Here is a 24,149-nt window from a genome sequence, read left to right as displayed (position 1 = left end):
CGGGGGAGTGGCTTTAGCGCTCCGGGTGGGCGGCGGGCGGGTCGATCTCGCCGGCGAAGACGATGAACTGGTCGATGAGGCTGCGGCGCAGGTGGACGACGTCGGTTCCGGCCAGGCGGGGGCCTCCGGCGGGGGTGGTGAAGACCCACTGGTAGCGGGCCCATTCGTCGGGCATGTCGACTGCCGAGCAGCGCACCATGGTGCCGGGGCCTGCCGGGTGGTGGCGGATGTCGAGGACGAAGCGCTCGACGGCGGCGATTCCCTCGCTGCGGCCCAGGGGGCCCCAGAAGACCACGTCCGAGGTCAGGGCCTGGGAGAGCAGGGTGGTGACGTAGCTGTCGTCCGAGGCGTTGAACGCGGAGATGAACGTGTCGATCGCGGTGCGTGCGGTCTCTTCCTGCATGGTTCAGTAATACCAGCCGGTGAGGGTGGGTTCGTCACGCGTGGCGTCTTCCGGCCGCGGCGGCCGGGAGTGCGGGCCGGCGAGGTGATGACCCGTCAGGGGGGCTCGGGGCGAGGGCGGTCGCGGAAGGGGCGGGCCCCGGCGGGCAGGCGTCGGGCGTCGAACCGGGCGGGGAGGGCGGTCAGTTGGGGCGGGGTGCGGGCGGTTATTACAGCGCTAGGATAGCGACATGGACACAGGCCTGACCGCCGCCGAACTGACCCTGCTCGGGCTGCTGGTGGAGCAGCCGCGGCACGGGTACGAGCTGGATGCCGTGATCGCCGAGCGCGGGATGCGGGAGTGGACCGAGATCGGGTTCAGTTCGATCTACTACCTGTTGACCAGGCTGCGGGAGCGCGGGCTGATCGAGCAGACCGAGGGGTCGACCTCGGGGAGCGACAAGCGGCGGAAGGTGTTCGCCGCGACCGCGGAGGGTCGGCGGGCGTGTGCGGCGGCGGCCGAGGAGGCGCTCGCGGAGCTGCGGCCGGTGTTTCCGCGGGTGCTGGTGGGGCTGGCCAATCAGCCGGCCGTCGACCGTTCGCGGGTGCTGGCCGCGCTGGAGCGGCGGTCGCGGGCGCTGGCCGAGCGAATCGAGGAGGTGCGGCGGGCCGAGGCCGCGGGGGAGCCCGGGCCGGAGTTCGTGCGGGCGATCTTCGACTACAGCCTCGGTCAACTCCGGGCCGAGCAGGACTGGTTGGAACGCTACCGGGCGTCGCTGGGCGAGGCCCGCCGTCAAGGAGGAGAGCCGAAGATGGCGCCGTACGACGTCAAGAAGGAATTGAAGGAGCTCTACGCGCCCAAGAACACCGACTGGGCCGTGGTGGACGTGCCCCCGCAGCAGTTCCTGGCCGTGGACGGGACGGGCAACCCGAACACGGCGCCCGCGTACACGAGGGCGGTGGAGGCGCTGTACGCGGTGGCGTACACGCTGAAGTTCGCCGGAAAGCGCAGCGAGGGCGGGGACTTCGTGGTCGGGCCGCTGGAAGGGCTGTGGTGGGCGGACCGGCCGGAGGCGTTCACCAGCCGGGCCAAGGACAGCTGGAACTGGACGATGCTGATCAGCCTGCCGCCGTGGATCACCGAGGAGCAGGTCGAGGAGGCCCGGCAGACGGCGCTGGCGAAGAAGAAGCTCCCGGCCGTCGCCGAGGTCCGCCGGCTCACGCTGCACGAAGGCCCCAGCGCCCAGTTGCTGCACATCGGCCCGTACGACGACGAGGGCCCGGCGCTGCACCGGCTGCACCACGAGTACCTGCCGGCCCACGGGCTCCGGCCGACCGCGCTGCACCACGAGGTCTACCTCGGCGATCCGCGCCGGGCCGCGCCCGAGAAGCTGCGGACCGTGGTCCGCCAGCCGGTCGGGCCCGAGCCGGAGTCGGGAGCGCGGTGACGTCGCGGATGTGCGCCTGCTTGCCGGTTTCCCCGACACGCCCGGGCGGCCGCCGCCATACTCGTGGGCGTGACGGAGTACATCGAGCTCGGACTCTCTGACGACACGTCAATCATGCTGCGGGTCTTCCCGATCGGCCCCGGCGCGGCCCGGCCGGCCGACGGGAAGGAGCAGGCGGAGGACGCGGACTGGGGCAGGCCGCCGGACCTGGTCGGGGCGGTCCCCGTGTCCAGCGGGGCGGGCGCCCGGACGGCGGCACTCGCGCGGGACGCGCTGCGCCTGGCGCTGAAGCCGCTGGTGCCGCTGCTGCAGGAGGTCCACGACACGGTGGCGGCCGTACCGGCCCGGCCCGACGAGGTGTCCGTCGAGTTCGGGGTGCAGTTCGGCGCGGACCTCAAGCTCGGCATCGTCGGCGGCAAGGCCGAGGCGACGATGACCGTCTCGGCGACCTGGAAGCTGCCGCCCGCGCCCCCCGCACTGCCCGCTCAGCCCGCCGGCAGCTGACCGCCATGGGCGGCTGGTTCGGGACCGGCGGGGACACCGCGGAGCAGGCGCTGCTCTCCTCGCTGGCCACCGTCCTCACCGGCACCGGCCAGGCCTCCGGCTGCGGGGTGTACCTGACCGGCAGGCTCGTCCTGACCTGCGCGCACGTGGTCAACGACGCGCTCGGCCGGGACCAGCTCGACCCCGCCGACCCCGGCCCGGCCACGCTGCGGGTCGGCTTCCGCACCGGCACCGCCACCGCCCGCTGCGCCGTGTGGATCGCCCCGCGCGCCCCGGGCGGCGGCCCCGTCCGGGCCGGTACGCCGGAGTGGCACGGCGACCTGGCGCTGCTCGAACTCGACGGCGAACCGCCGCCCGCCGTGGTCGAACAGCGCTGGCGGGCGCTGCGCCGCGGGCACCGGGTGCGCGCCTGGTACAGCGGCCGGGCGCCGGAGAGCTACGTCGACACCACCGTCACCGCCTGCGGCCCGGCGCTGTCCTACCTCGACCGGGCCCTCGCCACCGGGCCGGGCATCGTCCCCGGCTACAGCGGGGGGCCGCTCTGGTCGCCCCGGGACGAGGCCGTGGTCGGCCTGGTGGTGGGCAAGCTGAACGGCGCCGGGTACGACGACCGGGGACTGGCCGTCCCGTGGCAGGTCGCACGCGAGCAACTCGCCGAGAAGATGGGCGAGGTGACGGCGGATCGGCTGCTGCCGCCCGCCCAGGGCGCGGACGAGCGGCACGCCTCGGCCGGCGCCGAGGGCCACCGCCGGTTGGCCGCGATCGTCCGGGCCGAACTGCCCACCGCCGCGCTCCGCGGCCGGCACGCGCGGGCGATGGCCGGGGCCTGCGGGCTCGCCGTGCTCGGCGCCGAGGACAGCGGGCCGGCCCCGGAGGAACTCGCGGCCGTGCTCGCCGAGACGCCGCGGGCGCTGGCGGCGCTCTGCGAGTCGCTGCGCGCCGCGCACCCCGTCGCCGCGGACCGCCTCGCCGCACACGGCCGACTGCTCGGCACCGCCGCGCTGCTCTCGCCGGAGGAACACGGCTGGCTGGTCCGGCTGTTCGGCGAGCCCGTCCCCGAACTCCCGCTCGGCAGCGCGTTCCGGGCCGCGCTGCCGGACGTCCCGCTGCCCGCCGGACTCCGGCTGCCCGGCAGCGGCGAGCACGCCGCCGCCCTCGAACAGGCCGCCGTGCCCGAGCTGATCGCCCACCTGGAGACCCTGCACGGCGGGCCGTCCGCCACCCCCGGCGTCCCGCGGGTGCCGCCGCTGCTGCGGCTGGCCGAGTTCCGGGCGGCCCAACTGCGCGGCACCCGGCCGGCCGTGGCCGAGGAGCACCAGGACTGGACCGGCCGGGTCGCCCGCCGGCTCGGCATCCCCGACCCGGCGCTGTTCGAACACCGGGCGGACGCCGCGGACTGGGCCGCCCGCGACACCCGGACCCCCGCCCGGCCGCGGGTCGCCGTCGGCCTCAGTCGCTACCAGCACGCCGGCGGCAGCGGACCCGGCCGCTTCCTCTGCCAGGTGTGGATCGACGAGGACGGCGGCCGGCCCAGACCCGCCGAACAGGCCGCCGAACCGCTGCCGCCGGACGCCGTCGCCCGGCACATCCACGCCATCGTGGCCGCCGGCGGAGGCGAAGCCCTGGTCGAGTTCTTCCTCGACCCGCACGACCTCGGCCTGCCCGTCGAGGACTGGGACGCCGCCGAACCCGACGACCCGTACGGCCTCGGCTTCGGCCCCGAACCGCTCGGCCTCAACCACCAGGTGGTGGTGCGGCTCGGCGGCGAACTCAGCGGCGTCCGGCAGGCCGAACGCACCGGATCGCTGCGCCGCCGCTGGGCCCACCGCGACCACGCGCCCCCGCTGCACCTCGACGACTCGCACCGCGAACCCCGCCAGGTCGTCGCCGCCGTCAAGCACGACCAGCGGACCGCCCGGGTCGTGGTCCGCACCCCCGACACCGCCGTCCGCCACCGGTACGCCGCGATCTGCCTGGTCGTCGGCGTCCCCGTGGTGCTGTGGGACCGGGAGACCGCCGGGCTGCTGCCCAGCGACCACTTCGACCCGGTCGGCCCCGACGGCACCCACGACGGGTTCGCCGAACGCGTCCGCCGCTACCGGGCCCTCGTCCACGGCGACAGCAGCAAGCACCCGGTACGACCCGCCCTCGCCCAGGAGCACCCCGACCGGCCCGCGCCGGCCGTCCTGGACCTCTTCGACCCGGAAGAGCGGCCGGCCCTGTGACCACCACCGACCACCGACCTCCCGGAGCGCCCGCATGAACCCGGCCACCACCCCGGAGACCGCCCCCGACGGCTGGCAGCTCTTCCACGGCGACGGCGTCCGACGCGCCGTCAGCGCGCTGCCCGCCGCCCCGCCCTGGCGACGGTTCGGCACCCGCCCCGACCGCGCCCCCGACGGGCCGCAGCCCTTCCCGTACCGGCTCGGCCGCGCCGAGGCCGACATCGTCAACGCCGCCCTGCACCTGCGCCGCCCGCTGCTGGTCACCGGCCGCCCCGGCACCGGAAAGTCCTCGCTCGCCCACGCCGTCGCGCACGAACTCGGACTCGGCGCCGTCCTGCACTGGCCCGTCAACTCCCGCTCCACGCTTCAGGACGCGCTCTACCGCTACGACGCCATCGGACGGCTGCGGGAGAGCGCGCTGCGCCGCGAACGCGCCGAAGCGGCGGACGATCCCGGCGCGGACCCGGGGGCGGACCCGGGGGCGTTCATCCACCTCGGCCCGGTCGGCACCGCGCTGGTGCCCGGACCGCTGCCGCGGGTGCTGCTGGTCGACGAACTCGACAAGGGGGACCTCGACCTGCCCAACGACCTGCTGACCGTGTTCGAGGACGGCTTCTTCGACATCCCCGAACTCGCCCAACTGCGGCGCGCCCCCGAGGACGACGCGCCCCGCGAGGTCCTGGTGCACCCCGCCGGGCCGGACGGCACCCCGTCGCCGTCCGGGACGGGCGGATCACCTGCACCGAGTTCCCGGTGGTCGTCATCACCAGCAACGGCGAACGCGAGTTCCCGCCGGCCTTCCTGCGCCGCTGCCTGCGCCTCGACCTGCCCGACCCCGACCGCGACCGCCTCCTCGACATCGTCACCACCCACCTCGGCGGCGCGGCCCTGCCCGCGGCCGAAGCGCTCCTGGAGGAGTTCCTCGAACGCCGCGCCGAGGGCGAACTCGCCACCGACCAGCTCCTCAACGCGGTCTTCCTGCGCACCGGCGGCGTCCCCGCCAACCAGGACCACGTGCTGCGGGCCGTGCTCCGCAGCCTCGGCGGGACGAGCTGACCCTTGCACCCGGACACGGCCCCCGCGTCCTGGCCGCCCTCGCCGAGGCCGGGCTGGACCTCGACGCGCACGCCCTGCTCGACGCACTCTGGCTCGCCGACCGGCTCCGGCCCCGGCAGGCCGGACCCGCCGAGCCCCGGGCGCTCCCGGCACGCCGGAGGCCGACCGGGCACCCGCCGACGACCGCCGCCCCGGACCGGCGCCGCCGGGAACGGACGCCCCCGCCGGCGATCCGCCGCCCGCCGAACCGGAGCCTGCCGAACCCGCGCAGCGGCTGCCCCCGCCGGACGGCCTGCCGCTGCACGCCGCCGCGCGCCCGGCCCCGACCGGGCCCGCCGCGGCGGGAACGACCACCGCGGGGGCGGCCACGGGCTGCGGGTGCCCGAGCCCAAGGAGCTGCCGCAGGAACGGCTGCTGGCCCGCAGCCTGCGCCCGCTGCGGCAGCACCGGCCCAGCAGCCACCACCGGTTCATCGACGAGCGCGCCTCCGCCGAGGCCATCGCGGAGAGCCGCCAGCCGATCGTCGTCCTGCGCCCGGCCCGGGAACGCTGGCTGCGCTGCCTGCTGGTCGTCGACGACGGCGTGTCGATGCTGCTGTGGCGGCGGCTGGTCGCCGAACTGTCCGACCTGCTCCAACACACCGGCGCCTTCCGGCAGATCCAGCACCTGGGCCTGCGCTCGCGCGGACCGGACCCGATCGCGCTGCGCCCCCGGCCGTTCACCGACGCGCCCGCCACCGTGCCCACCAAGGCGGTCGTCGACCCCACCGGGCAGACCCTGATCGTCGTCGTCAGCGACGGCGCCGGGCTGGCCTGGCGGGACGGCCGGATGCGCGAGGTCCTCGCCGACTGGGGCCGCAGCGGGCCGCTGGCCGTCGTCCACACCCTGCCCCGACGGCTTTGGGCCGGCACCGGCCTGGCGGCCCGTCACCTCAGCGTCCGGACGGACCGGCGCGGCGCCGCCAACCACACCTGGAGCGTGCGCGATCCGCTGCTGCCCTGGTTCACCGGCCAGGCGGCCGAAAATCCGGTGCCCGTCCTGGAGTTGACCCCCGCCGCGCTCGCCGACTGGGCCCGGCTGCTGGCCGCCGGCGGCACCGAGGCGGAACTGCCGCTGTGGCAGCCGCCGACCCTCGCCCGGCCCGCTGACGCCCCGTCAACCCCCAGGCCGGCGGCGCGGACGCTGGAACGCTTCGTCGCCGGAGTCTCGCCGACGGCGCACCGGCTCGCCGCGCACCTCGCGGCGCTCGCCCCCGTCAGCGTGCCGGTGATGCGGCTGGTGCAGTCCGCGCTCGACCCGACCGGCCGGTCCGGATCCGTGCCACTGGCCGAGGTCTTCCTCGGCGGGCTCCTCCGCCCCGTCCCGCCGCCCGCCGGGACGGGCCCGAACTCCCGCCCAACCAGCGGCTGTTCGACTTCCCCGCCGCCGTGAAGGACGAGCTCTTCGCGGCCTTCCCGACCGGCAGCCTGGTCGCCGTCACCCACGCCGTGTCGGACCGGATCAGCGCCCTGGCCGGCAGCTCACCGGACTTCCCCGCCTGGCTCGCCGACCCCGGTCTGCGCGGCGGCCCCGTTCCCGAGGGCGCCGCGTTCGCCACCATCGGCGCGGCGCTGCTGCGGCACCTGGGCGTCAGCCTGGAGAGCGGGGCGGCGCCGGCCGCGACGGATGCCGGGGACGCGGTGGCCGACGGCGCCGAGGCGGAGGTGGCACCCGAGGTTGAGCGTCAGCCGGAGGTCGTGCCGGTGCCCGAGGTCGAGGCCGAGTCCGAGGTGGTGCCGGCGGCGGTGTCGGCCGAGGGCGCCCGCCCGGAGATCGGTGTCGCCATGGTGGTGGCCACCGGAATGACGTACAGCGTCGTTCACGACCGACGGGGCGTCACCCTCTGGCCCCCGGCGGGCTTCAGCCAGGTGTCCAATCGGAGGGCGACATTCCCGCAGGGCGTGAGCCACGCCGAGGCCGCGGTGGTGAAAGGCCACCCGCACGCGCTCGTGTGCACCGGCACGGGCTCCGTGGAGGTCTGGAGCATGGCGCGGTGGCAGCGCGAGTACGCGCTGATCGGCCACGAACTGCCGGTCACCTTCCTCACCACCGCGGTGCTCGACCGCCGGCTGCACGCGATCACCGCGTCCGAGGACGGGACCGCCCGGATCTGGGACCTCGTCGACACGTCCTGCCGGAACGTGCTGACCGGCCACCGCGGCCCCGTCACCTTCGCCACCACCACCGTCTTCGAGCGCCGCCCGTACGCGATCACCACCTCGCAGGACGGCACCGCGCGGGTCTGGGACCTCACCGGCGGGACCTGCCGGAGCGTGCTGACCGGGCACCGCGGCCCCGTCACGCACGCGGCCGTGACGACCGTGTACGACCGCACCTACGTGTTCACCGCGTCCGCCGACGGCACCTGCCGGGGCTGGGACCTGCTCGACGGGCAGTCGAAGATCGTGATGACCGGTCATACCGGGCCGGTCAACCGGATCGCGCTGAACATCGTCGACCGGCAGCCGCAGGCCGTCACCATCAGCGACGACAGCACCGTCCGGGTCTGGAGCGCCAACAACGGCAGGTGCCGCAGGGTGCTGACCGGGCACACCGGGCCGGTCACCCAACTCGTCGTGGGGACGGGCGGCGCGACCGCGATCACCGTCTCGGACGACCGCACGGTACGCCGCTGGGAACTGTCCTCCGGGGTGCTGTACGGCAGCACGGCCATCCCCGAGGGGCAGATCGCCCGCGTCGTCACCCACAGCGGCGCGCCGCACGTGCTGGTCGCCGACACGAGCCGCCGCCCCCGGCTCTGGACCCCGGACTCGATCAGGGCCGTGGCCGCCCCCGGCACCGGCACCCTCGCCCGCCGGGGTCCGCCGTGCCCGGGCGCGCCGCCCGGCCCCGGCCGTTGACCGATCTCGTCGTCGGCGGCGTCGACTACCGGGTCCTGCGCGACCTGGACGGCCTGTGGGTCGCGCAGGCGAACGGCAGCGACGCGTCCGTCCTGATCAGGATGCGGTCGGCGGCGGACCGGCGGACCGCCGCCCTGGCCGAGGGGCCGTTGCGGTCGGCCCCGCCCCATCCGGACCTGCTGCCGCTGCTCGCGATGGGCGTCGACGGGGACCAGGCCTACACGGTGTCGGCGTGGGGGACGGGGCGGGCGCTGTCCCAAGTGATCGCCGGTGGGCAGTCCGTGACGATCAGTCACCAGCTGCGCTGGCTGGCGCAGATCGCCGACGGCCTGTCCGCCGTGCACCGGTCCGGGGAGGCGCACGGCAGCGTGTCGCCGCAGGAGGTGCTGATCGACGAGGACGGGAACGCCAGGATCACCGAACCCAGCCCGATGGACCGGACCGGCCCGCCGCTGTGGCACGCCACGCCGTACGCCGCGCCCGAGCGGCTGGCCGGGGAGGACGGGCAGCCCGACGGGGACCTGTACTCCCTCGGCCGGCTGGCGCTCGCGCTGCTCTCCGGCACGCTGCTGCCCCCGGACGGGCCGCCGTCGCTGCCCGAGCGCGGCCCCCGCAACCCGGCCCTCCCGGCCAGGGCCTCCGAGCAGGTCCGGGAGCTGATCGCCGCCCTCACCCACCAGGACCCGGCGCAGCGGCCGGACAGCGCCGAGACCGTCGCCGGGGCGTTCCAGCGGCTGTCCCGGCTGCCCGCCCCGCGGGCAGGGTCGCCGCTCCCGAGCTCCACCTCGGGCGCACCCGCGCGGACGGGGCGTGGGGATCCTGGATCCAGAGCCAACTGGCCGGGCGCTACCTGGTGGAGACCGTCCTGCTGGACTCCGAGGCCGGGCTGCGATTCCCCGCCTTCGGCCCCGAACACACCGTCCTGCTGCTCTCCCGGACGGCCGTCCTCCAGGTCGCCGCCCGCCACGGATGGTGGGAGCAGGTGGCGGCGGCCGTGGCACGGGGCAGCCTGCTGCTGGTCCGCGTCGACGACGTCGAGGCACCCGCCGAGCTCGACACCACACCCGTACTCGACCTGCTCGGCGCGGCCGAACAGGACACCCGGGCGCTGCTCCTCGACGCCGTCGCGACACTGACCGGCGAGCCCGGCGCGGGGTGAGGTGCGGTCAGTTCTCGGCCTCGGTGGGCGGGATGGCCTGGCGCGGAGTGGTGTGTGGGAGGCGGAGGGCCTGGCGGTCGGCGATTCGCACGGTGGCGGCGGGTGGTGGGTGGTCGGTGCAGCAGTCCACGCGTCTGGCGCGGCGCCGTCGCCGACGACCGTGCCGCACCAGTCGGGCGGGGGCGGGGTGCCCCGCCGCGTCCACGGCGCCTGCGGTCGACCTTCGGGAGGGAGCGCGTCGGCTCCTCGGTGCACCAAGGTGGCGCGGTGGCGCGGGAGCGTTCGGACAGCCGTGGGCCGAGGTCGGGTCAGGGGTCGGGACGCTCCCCTCGGCGGGCGAGGCTGGTGCGCACGGGGGAGCAGGTGGGGCTCGGGGCCGGGATGCTGGTCCGGTGCCGGTGTCGGGGGTGTGGTCCTGAATGCCCGTCAATTGCCAAGTAAAGGGCGGGTCGGGCTGAGTGGCCGCGTGTTGGGCGGTTCGGGCGGCGTGGTGGTGCGTACCGTTGACCTCGATGAGCGACGAGACGCCGAGGTCGGGACAGGGCCCTGCGGCAGCAGCGGGTGGAGCGAGTCGGACGGAGGGTGCCGCGGAGGCGGGCGAGCCGGACGGCATCGCGGCGCAGCTGCGTGCGCTGGCGGGGGCGAAGGAGCGCCTGCAGGGGTTGCTGTCGGCGGTGCTGGCGATCGGCGGGGACCTGGACCTGCCGGCGGTGCTGCACCGGATCGTCACCACGGCGATGGAGCTGGGCGGGGCCCGGTACGGGGCGCTCGGGATCCTCGCCCCGTCCGGCGACCGGCTGGAGCAGTTCATCACCGCGGGCCTGTCGCCGCAGGAGCGGGCCGCGCTGGAGGGCATCGACTTCCCGCGCGGGCGCGGCGTCCTCGGGCACCTGATCCGGCATCCGGAGCCGCTGCGGGTGTCGGACATCGCCGCGCACCCGGCGTCGGTGGGCTTCCCGCCCGGCCATCCGCCGATGCGGACGCTGCTGGGCGTGGCGATCACCGTGCGGGGCGAGATCTACGGCGACCTGTACCTGTCGGAGCGTCAGGACGGCCGGCCGTTCGACGAGGCCGACGAGGAGGTGGTGCGGGCGCTGGCGGGCGCGGCGGGCATCGCGATCGAGAACGCCCGCCTGTTCGGGTACGTGCGGGACAGCGCCGCGCAGTTCCAGCGGATGCTGCTGCCGACGCTGCCGGACCTGTCGCCCTTCTCCGGGGCGGCCGTGTACCGCACCGCCGCCTCGCCGGCCGGCGTCGGCGGGGACTGGTACGACGCCGTGATCCTGCCCGACCGGGCCTGCGCGGCCGTCATCGGCGACGTGGTCGGCCACGACCTGCACGCCGCCGCCGCGATGGCGCAGGCCCGCAACATGCTGCGCGCCCTGCTCTACGACCGCCGCAGCCCGCCGAGTTCGGTGCTGACCCAGCTCGACCGCACCGTGCACGCCATCACCGACCTGCCGGTGACCACGGCGTTCCTGGCGCGGATCGAGCCCGCCGACGGGCAGGGCTGGACGATCCACTGGAGCACCGCGGGGCACCCGCCGCCGCTGGTCCTCGGCCCGGACGGGGGCACCTGGTACCTGCAGGGCGATCCCGGCATCCCGATCGGCGTCGACACCGCGATCCACCGGCCCGACCACTCGCACCGGCTGCCCGACGGCGCGACCGTGCTGTTCTTCACCGACGGTCTGATCGAACGGCCCGACCGCCACCTCGACGAGGGCCTGGACGCGCTGGCGCGGCTGGCCGCCGAGCACGCCGCCCTGCCGCTGGAGGAACTGGTGCGGGCGCTCGCCGACCACCACCCGGGCGACGGCCACGACGACATGGCGGTGCTGGCGATCCGCACCCCGAAGAGATCGTGAACGGGCCGGGTCGGAGCGGCAGTTCGGCGAGTTCGGCGGACAGCGCGTCGAGCCTGTCGCGGGGGAGCAGGCCGATGCCGAAGTCGGCGCCCGGAGCAGCGAGAGGCCGGCGACCACGGTGCTGCACGGGCCCGCTACATCAGGCTCAGCGTCACGTTGATGCAGACGCCCACCACCACGACGGCCAGCAGGATCCAGGGCCAGAGCGGACGTTCCTTCTGCGGCTGCCAATCGGACATCGGGGCGCTCCTGTTCACGGGGTTCGGGGGCGGGCGGTCCCGCCCGCCGCACTGCGAACCTACGGCCGCCGGGGCGGCCCGCGCAGTCGGGCCGGCTGCCGTTCCGGGGTGCAGAGAACTGCACCCCGCGAGGCTCACCCGGCCTGCGCGGCGACGGAGTCGAGATAGGCCAGGACGGCCTGCACCCGGCGGTGCCCGCCGTCCGTGGCCGGCAGGCCGAGCTTGGCGAAGATGTTGCCGATGTGCTTGTTCACGGACGTCTCCGCGATGAACAGCAGCCCGCCGATCGCGCCGTTGCCGTGCCCCTCCGCCATCAGCTTGAGCACCTCCCGCTCGCGCGAACTGAGCACGTCCAGGGGGTCGTCGAAGGTCCGGCGCACCATCAGCTGGGAGATCACCTCCGGGTCCATGGCGACCCCGCCGGCCGCCACCCGCTCCAGCGCCCGCAGGAACTCCTCCACCCGCCCGACCCGGTCCTTCAGCAGGTACCCGACACCGGCCGCGCCCCGGCTCAACAGCTGCGCGGCGCGGACGTGTTCGACGTACTGGGAGAGCACCAGCACCGGCAGGTCCGGATGCTGCTCCCGGGCCGCCGTCGCGGCGCGCAGCCCCTCGTCCCGGTACGTCGGGGCAGCCGGACGTCCAGCACCGCGATGTCCGGGCGCTGCTCCAGCAGGACCGGCAGCAGCAGGTCCCCGTCCTCCACCGTGGCGCAGACCTCGTGGCCGGCGCTCGTCAGCAGCAGCACCAGGCCCTCCCGCAGCAGCGCGTTGTCCTCGGCGATCACGATCCGCACGGCAGCTCCACTCGAAGTTCGGTCGGCCCGCCGGGCGGGCTGTGCAACTCGGTGACGCCGTCGAACGCGGCGACCCGGCGCCTGATGCCGAGGATCCCGCTGCCCGCACCGGGCCCGGCACCGGTCGCCGCCCCGCCCCGGCCGTCGTCCCGCACCGAGATCCGGATCCCGCCCGCCGCGACCCGCAGCCGCACCTGCGCGGCCGCGGCCCCGCTGTGCCTGGCGACGTTCGTCAGCGCCTCCGACAGCACGAAGAAGGCGGCGGCCTCCACCGCGACCGGGGCCCGGCCGCCCGCCCCGTCCTGCTCCACGTCCAGCGTGGTGGGGACCGGGCAGGCCGCCGCCAGCGAACGGGCCGCCTCCGCCAGGCCGTGGTCGACCAGCACCGGCGGGCAGATCGAACGCACCGTGCCGCGCAGCGACTCGACGGCCAGCTCGGTCAACTCGGCGGCCCGGTCGATCAGTTCGGGCAGCTTCTCCGGATCGGTCCGGAGCACCTGCTTCATCACCGCCAGCCGCAGCGCGACCGCCACCAGCCCGGCCTGCGCCCCGTCGTGCAAGTCCCGCTCGATGCGTTGCAGTTCGGCCGCGTGCGCCTCCAGCGCCCCGGCCCGGGTGGCGGTCAGCTCCGCGACCCGCTCGGCCAGCGAGGCCCGCCGCCCGCGCGGCCCGAGCAGCGCCCGGGTCAGCCGCGCGTGCAACTGCGCCCACCGGGGCAGCAGCCAGCCCGCCAGCGCGCCGTAGCCCACCCCGACCAGGCAGGCGGCCAGCGCCGCGCCCCACGAGTCGACGTCCCAGACCAGGAACTGCGGAGGCTCCGGCACCAGCCGCCACCACAGCGGAACCGTCAGCCAGCTCATTGCACCGGAGCACAGCCCGAGCGCCAGCGCCGCACCGGCCGTGCCGAGCACGCCGTGCGCCGCCAGCCACAGCAGGTCGCTCCAGGTCGCCCGGTCGGCGAGCATCGCCTGCGCCCGGGCCAGCACCCGCCCCTCCGCCGGCCGGTATTGGGACGGGACCTCGCACCCCAACCACCGCCCTGCACGCCGCCGGTGCGCATCGGCCACCCGCCGCAGCAGGAGCAGGACCGGCGGCAGCAGGGCCAGCCCCGGCCCCACCAGGCACAGCACCAGCACCGCGAGGACCGCGTACAGGCCGAGCAGCGCCGGCACCGCGGTGGCCCCGGCCGCCAGCAGGTAGCGCAGCGACCCGGCCGCCCGCCGGGCGAAGCCCCGCCACGTCGTCACCCGGACCGGCAGCCGCCGGGCAGTGCCGTCCATCCTCGTCGAGCCCCCCATCCCCGCCCACGCTACCAGCGGCGGGTGCAGTGAACTGCACCCGCCGACTCCAGTGCACGCCATGGTCCCTGACCGGCCGTCAGGCCTAGCGTCGGTGCCGGTCCCAGGGCGGGGCGCGGAAGGGGAAGCGATGGCGCACAGCGGGACTGCGGCGGTGGAACTCCGCTCGGTCGGCAAGACCTACGGGCGGGGCGGCGGAGCGGTCGCCGCGCTGCGCGACCTCAGCCTGGCCTTCGAGCGAGGCACGTTCACCGCCGTCATGGGCCCCTCCGGCGCCGGCAAGAGCACCTTCCTGCACTGCGCGGCCGGACTGGAGCGGCCGAGCACCGGCACGGTGCGCCTCGGCGGCACCGACCTGGCGGCGCTCGACGAGGCCCAACTGACCATGCTGCGCAGGGAACGCGTCGGCTTCGTCTTCCAGGCGTACAACCTGCTCGGTTCGCTGACCGTGGCGGAGAACATCGCGCTGCCGCTGATGCTCGCCGGGCGCGCCGTCGAGCCCGGCCGGCTCGCCGAGACGGCCCGGCGGGTCGGGCTGGCCGACCGGATGCGGCACCGGCCGGCGCAGCTCTCCGGCGGCCAGCAGCAGCGGGTGGCGATCGCCCGCGCGCTGATCACCCGGCCCGAGGTGATCTTCGCCGACGAGCCGACCGGCGCGCTCGACAGCCGGACGGGCCGTCAGGTCCTCGCGCTGCTGAGGGAGATCGTCGACCGGGAGGGCAACACCGTGGTCATGGTGACGCACGACCCGATCGCGGCCTCCTCCGCGCAGCGGGTCGTCTTCCTGGCGGACGGGGCCCTCGCCGAGGCGATGGACGCCCCGACGGCCGAGCGGGTCGCCGCGCGGATGGCGCGCCTCGACGGGGCCCGCTTCGACGGGACGCGCCTCGACGGGGAGGGGTGAACAGGTGGAGTTCAAGCTCGTTCTGATGACCCTTCGGGAGCGCAAGGCCGGGCTCGTCGGCGCGTTCGTCGCGCTGCTCGGGGCGTCGATGCTGATCACCGCGTTCGGCGTGCTGCTGCAGTCCGGGCTCGGACCGGGGGTGGCCGTCCAGCGCTACGCGGGTGCCCCGGTGGTGGTCGGCGGCCCGGAGTCGTTCAAGGTCACCGAGGGCAAGACCAAGCAGCGGCCGCTGGACCGGCCCGCACCGCTGGACCGCGCGGTGCTCGACCGGGTGGCCGCGGTCGAGGGCGTCCGCCGGGCGGTCCCGGACGTCGGCTTCCCCGCCCGGCTGGTGGACGGGCGCGGCCGCCTCGACGCGGGCGGCGGCGAGCAGCCCTCGGCCGGCCACGGCTGGGCCGCGGCCGCGCTCGGACCGTTCGAACTGACGGCGGGTCGGGAACCGCGGCAGGCCGGCGAGGTGGTGCTGGACGCGCGGCTGGCCGCCCGGGTGAAGGCGCGGCCCGGGCAGCGGGTCCGGGTGGCGGCCACGCAGGAGGCACGCGAGTACACCGTCACCGGCGTGGCCGAGTGGCGGGGCGGGAACGGGGCGCTGCGGTCGGCGGCGCTGTTCTTCAGCGACGCCGAGGCCGAGGCGCTGTACGGCCACCCGGGCCGGATCGACGCCGTCGGGGTGCTGCTCGCGCCGGGCGCCGACCCCGGGCAGGCGGCCGAACGGATCGACCGGGCCCTCGCCGGGACCGGAGCCGGCACCCGGCTGGGCGGCGACCGCGGCCGGGTGGAGTTCCCGGACGTCGCCGCCGCCCGCTCCGACCTGGTCGAACTGGCGGCCTCGCTCGGCGCGACGGTCCTGCTGATCACGATGATCGTGGTGGCGAGCACCCTCGCCCTCGCCGTGCACCAGCGCCGCCGCGAACTGGCCCTGCTGCGGGCCGTCGCCGCCACGCCGCGGCAGATCGTCCGGATGCTCGCGGCCGAGGTCCTGGTGGTCGCGCTGACGGCGTCCGTGCTCGGCTGCCTGCCGGGCGTCCTGGTGGCGAAGGCCCTGATGGGCGCGCTGGGCGCGATCGGCGTGATCCCCGCCGACTTCGCGGTGTCGGCCGGCCCCTCGCGTGCCTGGTCGCGGTGTTCGCCTCGGTGATCGCCGCCGAGGCGGCCGCGATCGGGGTGGTCCGCCGGGCGGCCGCGGTCCGGCCGGTGGAGGCCCTCGGGGAGGCCCGGGGCGAACCCGCGAGGGCCGGCCGCGCCCGGACCTTCTTCGGCGTGCTGCTGTTCCTGCTCGGCGCGGGCGCGTCGCTGCTGCCGCTGTACTCCGGCAGCGTCTTCGCGGTGGCCGGCGCGGGCACCGGCGGCCTCGTCATGATCGTCGCCGTGCTGATGCTCGCACCGCCCTTGGTGCGCCTCGCCGTTCGCCTGCTGGCCGGGCCGGTCCGCCGGCGCACCGGGCCGCACGGGCAACTGGCGGTCGCCAACGCCCGGGCCCACGCCCGCCGGCTGGCGGCCGGCATCGGCCCGCTCACCCTGGCGGTCGGCTTCGCCCTGGTGCAGCTGGGCATTCCGACCACCATCGCGGCCGCCGCCGAGCAGCAGGCCGCGGCGGGCGTGCGGGCCGAGTTCACCCTGCAGGGCGGCCCCGGCGGACTGCCGCCCGGCGTGGTCGAGGCCGCCGCCGCGCTGCCGGGGGTCGCCGCGAGCACCGGAGTGGTCCGGGTGGCGGTGCACGGCTCCCGGAAGGTCCTCGACTCGCCGGAGATCTTCAGCTACCAGGCGCAGGGCGTCACCGGCGACCCGGCGCGGACCCTGGACCTGGGCGTCGTCGCGGGCAGCCCGGCGGACCTGCACGGCGACACCGCCGCCGTCAGCGCCACCGCGGCCGCCACCCTCGGCGTGCGGGTCGGCGACCGGATCCGGCTCACCCTGCCGGACGGGACCGGGATCCGGCCCACCGTGGTCGCCGTCTACCGGCGCGGCCTCGGCTTCGGCGAGGTGACGCTGCCTCAGCAGACGGTCCTGGCCCACAGCACCCGGCAGTTGGAGGACGCCGTGTTCGTCCGCACCGCCGCCGGCGCCGACCCGCGCCGCGTCGCCGGGGCGCTGCGCGGCCTGGCCGCCCGCTACCCGGGACTGGAGGTGCTGGACCGGGGCGGCCTGTCCGCGGCCCAGCGCGCCCAGGCCGGCGCGTCGGTGCTGACCAGCGCGCTGCCGCTGGCCCTGGTCTTCGGGTACCTCGCGATCGCGGTGGCCAACACGCTGGTCCTGGCCACCCTGGGCCGGGCCCGGGAGTTCGCGCTGCTGCGGCTGGTGGGTGCGCCGCCGCGGCAGGTGCTGCGGATGGTGCGGGTGGAGGCCGGGATGGCGGTGGCCGTGGCGGTGGCCGCCGGCACCGCGGTGCCGCTGCTGCCGCTGGCCACCGTGAGCCTCGGCCTGACCGGCTCGCCGGTGCCGCACGTCCCCGTGCCGCTGTACCTGGCGATCGTGGCGCCGACCGCGCTGGTCGGATTCGCCGCGATCCTGCTGCCCACCCGGTTCGCGCTGCGCACCCGCCGGTGGCGGCCGTCGGCGTCCGGGAGTGACCCGCGGCCCCGCGGCGGGTGCTCGGGCCCGCGGGGCGGGGCCGGGTGGCCGTGCTCAGGTCCGCGGCGCGGGGACCAGGCGGCCGTGCTGCACCAGCGAGGAGGACTGCTTCAGGCGGCGCACCCGGATGCTGATCTCGTAGCCGTTGACGCCCTCGATGCGGGCGACGGCGGTGCTGAGGTAGCGGTAGAAGTCCTGCGTGTCACGGCAGATGACGACCGCCATCAGGTTGTGCCGGCCGCTGGTCGCGGAGGCGAAGGCGCACTCCTCGTGGCCGCTGATCTCCTCGCCGATCCGCTGGAGGCGCGGCAGGTCCACCTGGAGCCACAGGGTGGCGTTCAGCTCGTAGCCGAGGCGCTCGGTCAGCGTGTCGACCTCGTAGGTGAGCGAGCCCGCCTCCTCCAGCGCCTCCAGGCGACGGGCCACCCGCGGCTTCGACCAGCCGGTCAGCTCGGCCAGCCGGGTGTGGGTGGCCCGGCCGTCCTCGGCCAGCGCCTCCAGCAGCGGCGCGTCCTCCTCCCCGGCCGGCAGCGCCGGACCCGCCGGCACCGGGCGGTCCGCGGTCAGCCGGTGCACCTGGCCGGGGGTGAGCGAGCCCGCGCGGCCCGTCCACCCGGCCGTGCCGGGCGTGCCGAAGGCGTGCAGCACCAGGTCCAGGTGCACGTCCAGGACCGCACCGGCGCGCGGCAGTTGACGCAGCAACAGGTCGTCGCGCGCGGTGCCGGCGGGGGAGCGGACGATGCAGATGATCTCCGAGCCGCCGGAGGCGATGCTCGCGAACGCCACCTCCGGCCGGCGGACCAGCGAGTTCGCCAGGGGCTCCACCGCGTCCGGCCGGCAGCGCAGCCGCGCGATCCACTCCGCCTGGCCGCGGGCCGCCGGATTGCCCATCCCGACGACCCGCACCACGCCGTCCCGGCGCAGCGCCGCGTACCGGCGCGCCACGGTCTGCTCGGAGACGTCCAGCACCTCGCCGAGCCGCCGGAAGGAGACCCGGGGCGCGCAGCGCAGGCCGTGGATGATTCGGTGGTCCAGAGCGTCGGGCATGAGGAAATGATGACATCGGGGCCGCCGGAAATGGTGATTCCGGCACACGGGGCGCGATCGCCTGGGAGATCCGGGGCGCCGCGAAGGAAGCTGATCGGCGCCCCGGGACCGGCCGCCGACCGCCGCCCCGGCGGCGGGCGCCCGCCGCACGGCCGGCGCCCCGGGACGGCGGGGGAGACCCCGCAGCAGCCGAAGGAAGCACTCCGTGAACTCCGCCACGACGCCCGACCCCCGGGCCGGACGGGCCGCCACGCTCGTCATGGCCTGCCTGGGCGTCTTCGTCGCCTACCTGCCCGTCACCACCGTGTCGGCGAGCCTGCCGGTGATCCAGCGCGCCCTGCACGCCTCCACCGCCCAACTCTCCTGGGTCTCGGACGCGTTCGTGCTGCCGATGGCCGCGCTGATCCTCACCACCGGCGTGCTCGGCGACGTCCACGGCCGCAAGAAGGTCTTCCAGGCCGGCATGGCCTGCTGCGTGCTCGGCGCGGCGATCTCGCTGTGCTCCGGCTCCGTGCAGGCCCTGTGGGCCGGGCAGGCCGCCTCCGGCATCGGCGCCGCCGCGCTGCTGCCCAGCACCCTGGCGCTGATCAGCCACGCCGTGCCCGACCACCGCGAGCGCGGCCGGTTCATCGGCTTCTGGGCGATGAGCCTGCTGGCCTCGCTCGCCGTCGGCCCGCTGATCGCCGGCCTGCTGCTCGAGCACGTCGCCTGGCGCTGGATCTTCCTGCTGCCGATACCCGTCGCCGCCGCGGCCCTCGCCGCCGCCGCGTTCCGGCTGCCCGACTCCCGCGCCCCGCACGGCCGCCGCCTCGACTGGCCGGGCCAGCTCACCGCCGCCGTCGCCGTCACCGCGCTCGTCTACGGCGTCATCGAAGGCGGCGCGGACGGCTTCGGCGAACCCGCCGTCGTCACCGCGCTGGTCCTCGGCGCGGTCGCCGCCGCGGCCTTCGTGGTGGTCGAACTCCGCAGCGACAGCCCGATGCTGGACCCGCAGCTGTTCCGCAGCCCCGCGTTCACCGCGACCGCGCTGGTGGCCATGGTCAGCTTCCTCGGACTGATCGGCTTCTTCTTCGTCCTCAGCCTGTACTTCGGCCTGGTGCAGCACCTGACCACCCTTCAGGCCGGTCTGCGGCTGGTCCTGGTGTCCGGCACCTCGCTGCTCGTCGGCCTCCCGGTCGGGCGCCTGATGCACCGGGTGTCGCCGCGCGTCCTGATCACCTCGGGCCTGCTGCTGGTCGCCGCCGCGATGCTCGCCATGACCGGCGTCGACGCCGACACCGGCTACCTGTCGCTGGCCTGGCGGCTGGTGCTGCTCGGCCTCGGCATGGGCGCGGTCCTCACTCCGATGACCGCCTCCGCGGTCTCCGCCGTGCCCTTCCACCTGGCCGGGATGGCCGCCGCCGGCAACAACGCCTTCCGCCAGGTCGGCGCCGCGCTCGGCCCCGCCGTCCTCGGCGCGCTGCTCACCACCCGCGCCCTGGACGCACTCCCCGGCCACCTCGCCGGACTGCCCGGCACCCCGCAGATCCTCGACACCGCGCAGGCCCAGGGCCTCGGCGCCGTCGCCGCGCTCGACCTCGGCCCGGCCACCGGACCGGCGCTCGGCGCGCTCGGCGAAGCCTTCCTCGACGGCATGCACCTGTGCCTGCTGGTCTCCGCGGCGCTCGCCCTGCTCGCCGCCCTCGCCTGCGCCCTGCTGCTGCGCCCGGCCGCCCCGCCGGCGCCCGCCGCCGCGCCCGCCCGGGAGCGCCAGCTCGACCGCAGCGCCTGACCGCCGACGCGAAACGGCCCCGGTTCCCCGGGGCCGTTCGGCGCTCAGCCGCAGTGCTCCCAGCCGGACGCCCAGCGGGTGCCCTCGGCCGAACCGCCCCAGGAGATGCAGGTGTTCGCGGCGCTCAGCTTCACCGGGCCGGCGTAGTAGTTGTAGTACCCGCCGTCGGCCGCGGACTTGAGGTCGCTCTTCCGCTCGATGTTCACCCGCAGGTCGTAGGTCCGCGTCCCGTTCGGGCTCCGCACCCAGGTGACGGCGCAGTTGCTGGAGCCGTTGTAGAACAGGTAGACGTCCGCCACCGACCCGAGGGCGTGCTGGTCGATCAGGTAGTAGCCACTGCCGCACGCCCCGCTCGGCGTCGAGGCCGCCTCGGCCGGAGCAGCTGCGGTCACCATGCCCGCGACCATGCCCAGAGCACTGAGCCCGAGGGCCGCCGTCCGCTGTGACTTGCGCATGAATCCCCTTTTCGTACGTTCCTACCGCGAATTGCCCAGGCACGATAGCAGCGACCAAGATCGTCTGACCACGGCTCAGAAGCCGTCCCCGTGCGGCAGTTCGGTGCGGGGAATGTGACGGACTGTGTGGGAACGGGAGTACTGGCTGAAGCTCGGCCTCGGCGTGGCCGTGTTGGGTGTCAAGCAGATCGGTGACGCCGTGTCAGGACTGGCGTGAAGCAGGCCCGGCGCGACACCCGCAGGTACATCCACGACCGGTGACGAGAACCGCCCCGTAGAGCCCGGCCGCCCGCTGGACGACTTCCCGCTCGTCACCCCCTGACCGGGGCTGACGGTCCTCGTCCCCCGTGCGGGGGACACGGATCGTCGGGCGGACGGAGGACCGGGCCGCGCCCGGCCGACAGGCTCGACCCATGACCTCCACGCTCCTCGAGCCCGCCCGCCCCGCCGCCGACCCGCGCCGCGAACGCCGGCGCCGCCGCCTCGGATTCGCCGCCCTCGTGGCCTGCCTGCCCTACCTCGCGCTCAAGGCGCTCTGGGTCCTCGGCGTCGACCTCGGCGTCGTCGACCGGCACCGGGTCGGCCACGGCACCTGGGTCCTCGTCAACCTGGTGACCTTCCTGATGGACGCCACCGCCGCGCTCATCGCCTACCTGCTCACCCGGCCGGCGGCCCCCGGGTCCGCCCCTGGCTGCTCGCCCTGCCGATGTGGATGGCCTCCGGGCTGCTCTCCGTCATCATGCTTGCCGTCCCGCTCAGCGCCGCCCAGGTGCTGTTCGGCGCCCCCAACCCCTTCCGCGACCAGGACGGCTTCCTCGACCCGTGGGTCTACGCCGTCGTCTACGGCGGCTTCATCGTCGAAGGCGCCGTCCTGCTGACCGCCTACGCGATGCACGCCCGCGACCGGCACGGCCCCCTCCTCGACACGCCCGTGCGCGTGCTCGCCCGCCGCCTCCCGGCGGCCGCCCGCGCCGCCGCCGCCCTCGCCGCCGCCCTGCTGGCGACCGTCGGAACGGTGCGCCTCGCCTGGTCCCTGGGCGCCGAGTTCGGACTCACCCCCCAGCGCGTCACCGAACTCGCCGGCCAGAACGGCATCACCGAAGGAGTCCTGGCCGCCGTGACCCTGGCCGGCGCCGCCGGGCTGCTGGCGCTGGCCACCGGGCGGACCCGGGCCCGGACCTGGCTGCCGCTCGCGCTGGCCTGGGTCGGCAGCGCCGCCGCGTACGGCTGGGGCGGCCTGCTCGGCAACCTCGGCGCCCTCGCCCGCTCCGCCGACCACCCCTGCTCCGCCACCATGATCGCTGTGTACATTGCGGAGACGACTGCCGGGCTGCTGGTGCTCGGCGCCGGCCTCGGGGGACTCCCGGCCGCGGCTGCCGGCGCCGCGCGCCCGGCCACCGACCAGGTCCGCTGACCCAGCCCGGCGAGGAGGCCGTGAACGTGCTCCGGGAACTGCGCGCAGCCGTCGACCGCCGGGCCCGGCTGCGCTGGCTCCACCTGCTGCTCGGCGCCGCCCTGCTGATGCCCTTTCAGCTGCTCACCACCTCCGCGGTCGGCGTCACCGGACTGGCCGACGGGGACTTCCGGCTGGAGACGCAGCTCCTCGCCTTCGCCCTCGCCCTCCCGCTGGTCGCCGCCGCCGGACTGCTGCCGGTCGCCCGCTCCCTCGAAGGCGCCATCGCCCGCACCCTGTGCGGCGCGAGCGAGGAAGTCCTCGCCACGCCCGCCGACAGCTGGTCCGCCCGCCGCCGCACCTCGCTCTGGTTCACCCTGCACGCCCTGCTCGGCGGCCTCACCGGCGCGATCTCACTGGCCGCGCCGCCCGCCGGCGCACTGCTCCTGCTGCTGCCCGTCCTCCGCCCGCACACCGTCGGCCCCGGCTGGGCCGCGCCGATCGCCGAACACCCGTGGACCGCACCGCCGCTGGGACTCGCCCTGCTCGCCCTGCCCGTCGCCCTCGCGTTCCCGGCCGGCCGCCGGCTCGCCCGCCTCGCCCCGCGACTCCTCGGCCCGACACCCGCCGACCGTCTCGCCGCCGCCCAGCGCCGCGCCGACCGGATGGCCGAACGCAACCGGGTCGCCCGCGAACTCCACGACTCCGTCGGCCACGCCCTCAGCGCCGTCGGCGTCCAGGCCGCCGCGGCCGCCCGCCTGCTGCGCACCGACCCCGACTTCGCCGCCACCGCCCTGGCCGCCATCGAGGCCACCGCCCGCGACGCCGTCACCGAACTCGACCACGTCCTCGGCCTGCTGCGCGAGGAGGACGACCGGACGGCGCCGCACACCCTCGCCGACCTGCCCGCCCTGCTCGACCGCACCCGCGCCGCCGGCGCCCCCGTCGACTACGCCGAGGACGGACTCCGCGCCCGGACCCTGCCGGGAACGCTGTCCCGGGAGGCCTACCGGATCGTGCAGGAAGGCCTCGGCAACGCCCTCAAGCACGCCGGCGACGCCCCCGTGCACGTCCGGCTGACCGTCCGTCAGGAGACCCTGGAGATCACCATGGCCAACCCGCTGCGCCCGCCCGCCGGCCGGCGCACCCGCACCGGCAGCGGCCTGACCGGCCTGCGCGAACGGGTCGCCCTGCTGCGCGGCACCCTCGACGCCGGGCCGGACGACGCCGGGCAGTGGCTGCTCACCGCCCGCCTGCCGCTGGGGAGTTCGGCATGACCGCCACCACCCGCGTGCTGGTCGCCGACGACGAGCACCTGATCCGCACCGGCTTCCGCGCCATCCTCCAGGCCGAACCCGACCTCGACGTCGTCGGCGAGGCCGCCGACGGCCTGGAGGCGACCGCCCTGGCGGCCGAACTGCGCCCCGACGTGGTGATGATGGACGTCCGGATGCCCCGGCTCTCCGGCATCGACGCGACCGCGCACCTGATCCGCACCCTGCCCGACCCGCCGCGGATCCTGGTGGTCACCACCTTCGAGAACGACGCCTACGTGTACGAGGCGCTGCGGGCCGGCGCCCAGGGCTTCCTGCTCAAACGGGCCACCGCCGACGACCTGGTCCGGGCGGTGCGGCTGGTGGCACGCGGCGAGTCGCTGCTCTTCCCCGCCGCTGTCCGCGACCTCGCCCTCCGGCACGCCCCCGTCGCCCCCGACCGCTCCCGGGTCGACCGGCTCTCCGACCGGGAGCGCGAGGTCCTGCGCCTGATGGCCGCCGGACTGGCGAACGCGGAGATCGCCGGGCGGATGCGGGTCGGGGCCGAGACGGTCAAGACGCACGTCGGCCGGATCCTCGGCAAGCTCGGGGTGCGCGACCGCACCCAGGCCGTCATCGCCGCCTACGAGAGCGGCTTCGTCACGGCGGGCGGGGCCGGCCCGGCCCGGTGACCGGCCCTTGCTCGGGCCCGATCTGTACGCTGGCGCACAAATAGTCGTACGGAACCGTGCAGATGGTGGGTGGAACCCCTGGCACGCATGGCCGGGTCCGCGTTCACCGGCCGCCCCTGGCGCCTCCACGAGCTCGCCGGGGACTTCGCGGCGGAGGACGCCCGGTCCGTCCGCACCCCCGGCGCCGGG

The 24,149-nt window shown here is 76.0% G+C and carries 17 protein-coding genes and 3 pseudogenes; 15 read left to right on the top strand and 5 right to left on the bottom strand.

Annotated features, from left to right (window positions below; translation table 11 throughout):
• Positions 1-13 precede the first annotated feature (13 nt).
• Positions 14-403 (bottom strand): hypothetical protein, encoded by a 390-nt coding sequence (locus tag KCH_RS02325; protein ID WP_035858502.1) that lies wholly within the window; start codon positions 401-403, stop codon positions 14-16.
• 229 nt (positions 404-632) lie between these two features.
• Between KCH_RS02325 and KCH_RS38985 the strand changes: the two genes are divergently transcribed.
• The 8 genes and pseudogenes from KCH_RS38985 (at position 633) to KCH_RS02285 (ending at position 11,541) form a co-directional block, all read left to right on the top strand.
• A complete protein-coding gene (locus KCH_RS38985; protein WP_084223131.1) occupies positions 633-1,829 on the top strand; it encodes a GyrI-like domain-containing protein in 1,197 nt (398 codons plus the stop codon).
• Between the two features lie 69 nt (positions 1,830-1,898).
• Entirely contained in the window at positions 1,899-2,333 is a 435-nt protein-coding gene (locus KCH_RS02315; RefSeq protein ID WP_063750250.1) for a CU044_2847 family protein, read from the top strand.
• A 5-nt stretch (positions 2,334-2,338) separates the two neighbouring features.
• Positions 2,339-4,558 carry a VMAP-C domain-containing protein gene (locus KCH_RS45800; protein WP_035858501.1) on the top strand — a complete coding sequence of 740 codons (2,220 nt, stop codon included), beginning with the start codon at positions 2,339-2,341 and terminating at the stop codon, positions 4,556-4,558.
• 34 nt (positions 4,559-4,592) lie between these two features.
• Positions 4,593-5,614 (top strand): annotated as a pseudogene (locus KCH_RS02305) (AAA family ATPase).
• 3 nt (positions 5,615-5,617) lie between these two features.
• A complete protein-coding gene (locus tag KCH_RS02300) occupies positions 5,618-7,045 on the top strand; it encodes an SAV_2336 N-terminal domain-related protein (protein ID WP_279635821.1) in 1,428 nt (475 codons plus the stop codon).
• The gene (locus KCH_RS36650; protein WP_051652643.1) at positions 7,042-8,514 is read left to right on the top strand and encodes a WD40 repeat domain-containing protein; all 1,473 of its coding nucleotides are present in this window, start codon (positions 7,042-7,044) and stop codon (positions 8,512-8,514) included. Before KCH_RS02300 ends, KCH_RS36650 begins: the two co-directional genes overlap by 4 nt.
• A complete protein-coding gene (locus KCH_RS38980) occupies positions 8,511-9,650 on the top strand; it encodes a protein kinase domain-containing protein (RefSeq protein WP_157031845.1) in 1,140 nt (379 codons plus the stop codon). The genes KCH_RS36650 and KCH_RS38980 overlap by 4 nt, the downstream gene beginning before the upstream one ends.
• A 535-nt stretch (positions 9,651-10,185) precedes the next feature.
• Positions 10,186-11,541, top strand: a complete 1,356-nt coding sequence (locus tag KCH_RS02285; RefSeq protein WP_084223127.1) for a PP2C family protein-serine/threonine phosphatase — start codon at positions 10,186-10,188, stop codon at positions 11,539-11,541.
• Positions 11,542-11,914: 373 nt separating this feature from the next.
• Here the strand turns inward: KCH_RS02285 and KCH_RS02280 are convergent.
• Both KCH_RS02280 and KCH_RS02275 read right to left on the bottom strand, forming a co-directional pair.
• Positions 11,915-12,576 (bottom strand): annotated as a pseudogene (locus KCH_RS02280) (LuxR C-terminal-related transcriptional regulator).
• On the bottom strand, positions 12,564-13,856 hold the full coding sequence (locus KCH_RS02275) for a sensor histidine kinase (protein ID WP_035858495.1): 1,293 nt from the start codon (positions 13,854-13,856) through the stop codon (positions 12,564-12,566). The pseudogene KCH_RS02280 and the gene KCH_RS02275 overlap by 13 nt, the downstream one beginning before the upstream one ends.
• Positions 13,857-14,004: 148 nt before the next feature.
• Here KCH_RS02275 and KCH_RS02270 point away from each other — a divergent pair, with 148 nt between their 5' ends.
• From KCH_RS02270 to KCH_RS46405, 3 genes and pseudogenes are all read left to right on the top strand, one after another.
• Positions 14,005-14,778, top strand: coding sequence for an ABC transporter ATP-binding protein (locus tag KCH_RS02270; RefSeq protein WP_035858493.1), 774 nt, complete (start codon positions 14,005-14,007; stop codon positions 14,776-14,778).
• A 25-nt stretch (positions 14,779-14,803) separates the two neighbouring features.
• Complete coding sequence (locus tag KCH_RS43785) at positions 14,804-15,916, top strand: ABC transporter permease (RefSeq protein WP_244305101.1); 1,113 nt, start codon at positions 14,804-14,806, stop codon at positions 15,914-15,916.
• Between the two features lie 218 nt (positions 15,917-16,134).
• A pseudogene (locus KCH_RS46405) lies at positions 16,135-17,250 on the top strand (FtsX-like permease family protein); the annotation flags it as partial.
• Positions 17,251-17,403: 153 nt separating this feature from the next.
• On the opposite strand, the gene KCH_RS45795 reads toward KCH_RS46405, so the two are convergent.
• Positions 17,404-18,396 (bottom strand): Lrp/AsnC family transcriptional regulator, encoded by a 993-nt coding sequence (locus KCH_RS45795; protein ID WP_035858491.1) that lies wholly within the window; start codon positions 18,394-18,396, stop codon positions 17,404-17,406.
• A 259-nt stretch (positions 18,397-18,655) separates the two neighbouring features.
• On the opposite strand from KCH_RS45795, the gene KCH_RS02255 reads away from it, so the two are divergent.
• On the top strand, positions 18,656-20,167 hold the full coding sequence (locus tag KCH_RS02255; RefSeq protein WP_084224136.1) for an MFS transporter: 1,512 nt from the start codon (positions 18,656-18,658) through the stop codon (positions 20,165-20,167).
• Positions 20,168-20,211: 44 nt separating this feature from the next.
• On the opposite strand, the gene KCH_RS02250 is transcribed toward KCH_RS02255, so the two are convergent.
• Positions 20,212-20,622: a hypothetical protein gene (locus KCH_RS02250; protein WP_035858489.1), complete on the bottom strand. Its 411-nt coding sequence runs from the start codon at positions 20,620-20,622 to the stop codon at positions 20,212-20,214.
• Between the two features lie 706 nt (positions 20,623-21,328).
• On the opposite strand from KCH_RS02250, the gene KCH_RS02245 reads away from it, so the two are divergent.
• Genes KCH_RS02245 through KCH_RS02235 form a run of 3 tightly spaced genes read left to right on the top strand, consistent with a single transcriptional unit; the run spans position 21,329 to position 23,960 of the window.
• A complete protein-coding gene (locus KCH_RS02245) occupies positions 21,329-22,036 on the top strand; it encodes a hypothetical protein (protein ID WP_157031843.1) in 708 nt (235 codons plus the stop codon).
• Positions 22,037-22,056: 20 nt separating this feature from the next.
• Positions 22,057-23,292, top strand: coding sequence for a sensor histidine kinase (locus KCH_RS02240; RefSeq protein ID WP_244305098.1), 1,236 nt, complete (start codon positions 22,057-22,059; stop codon positions 23,290-23,292).
• On the top strand, positions 23,289-23,960 hold the full coding sequence (locus tag KCH_RS02235) for a response regulator transcription factor (protein WP_035858487.1): 672 nt from the start codon (positions 23,289-23,291) through the stop codon (positions 23,958-23,960). The genes KCH_RS02240 and KCH_RS02235 overlap by 4 nt, the downstream gene beginning before the upstream one ends.
• The last annotated feature ends 189 nt before the right edge of the window (positions 23,961-24,149 follow it).

This window comes from Kitasatospora cheerisanensis KCTC 2395 (assembly GCF_000696185.1).
GTDB lineage: Bacteria > Actinomycetota > Actinomycetes > Streptomycetales > Streptomycetaceae > Kitasatospora > Kitasatospora cheerisanensis.
This window is presented reverse-complemented; position numbering and strand designations above follow the sequence as displayed.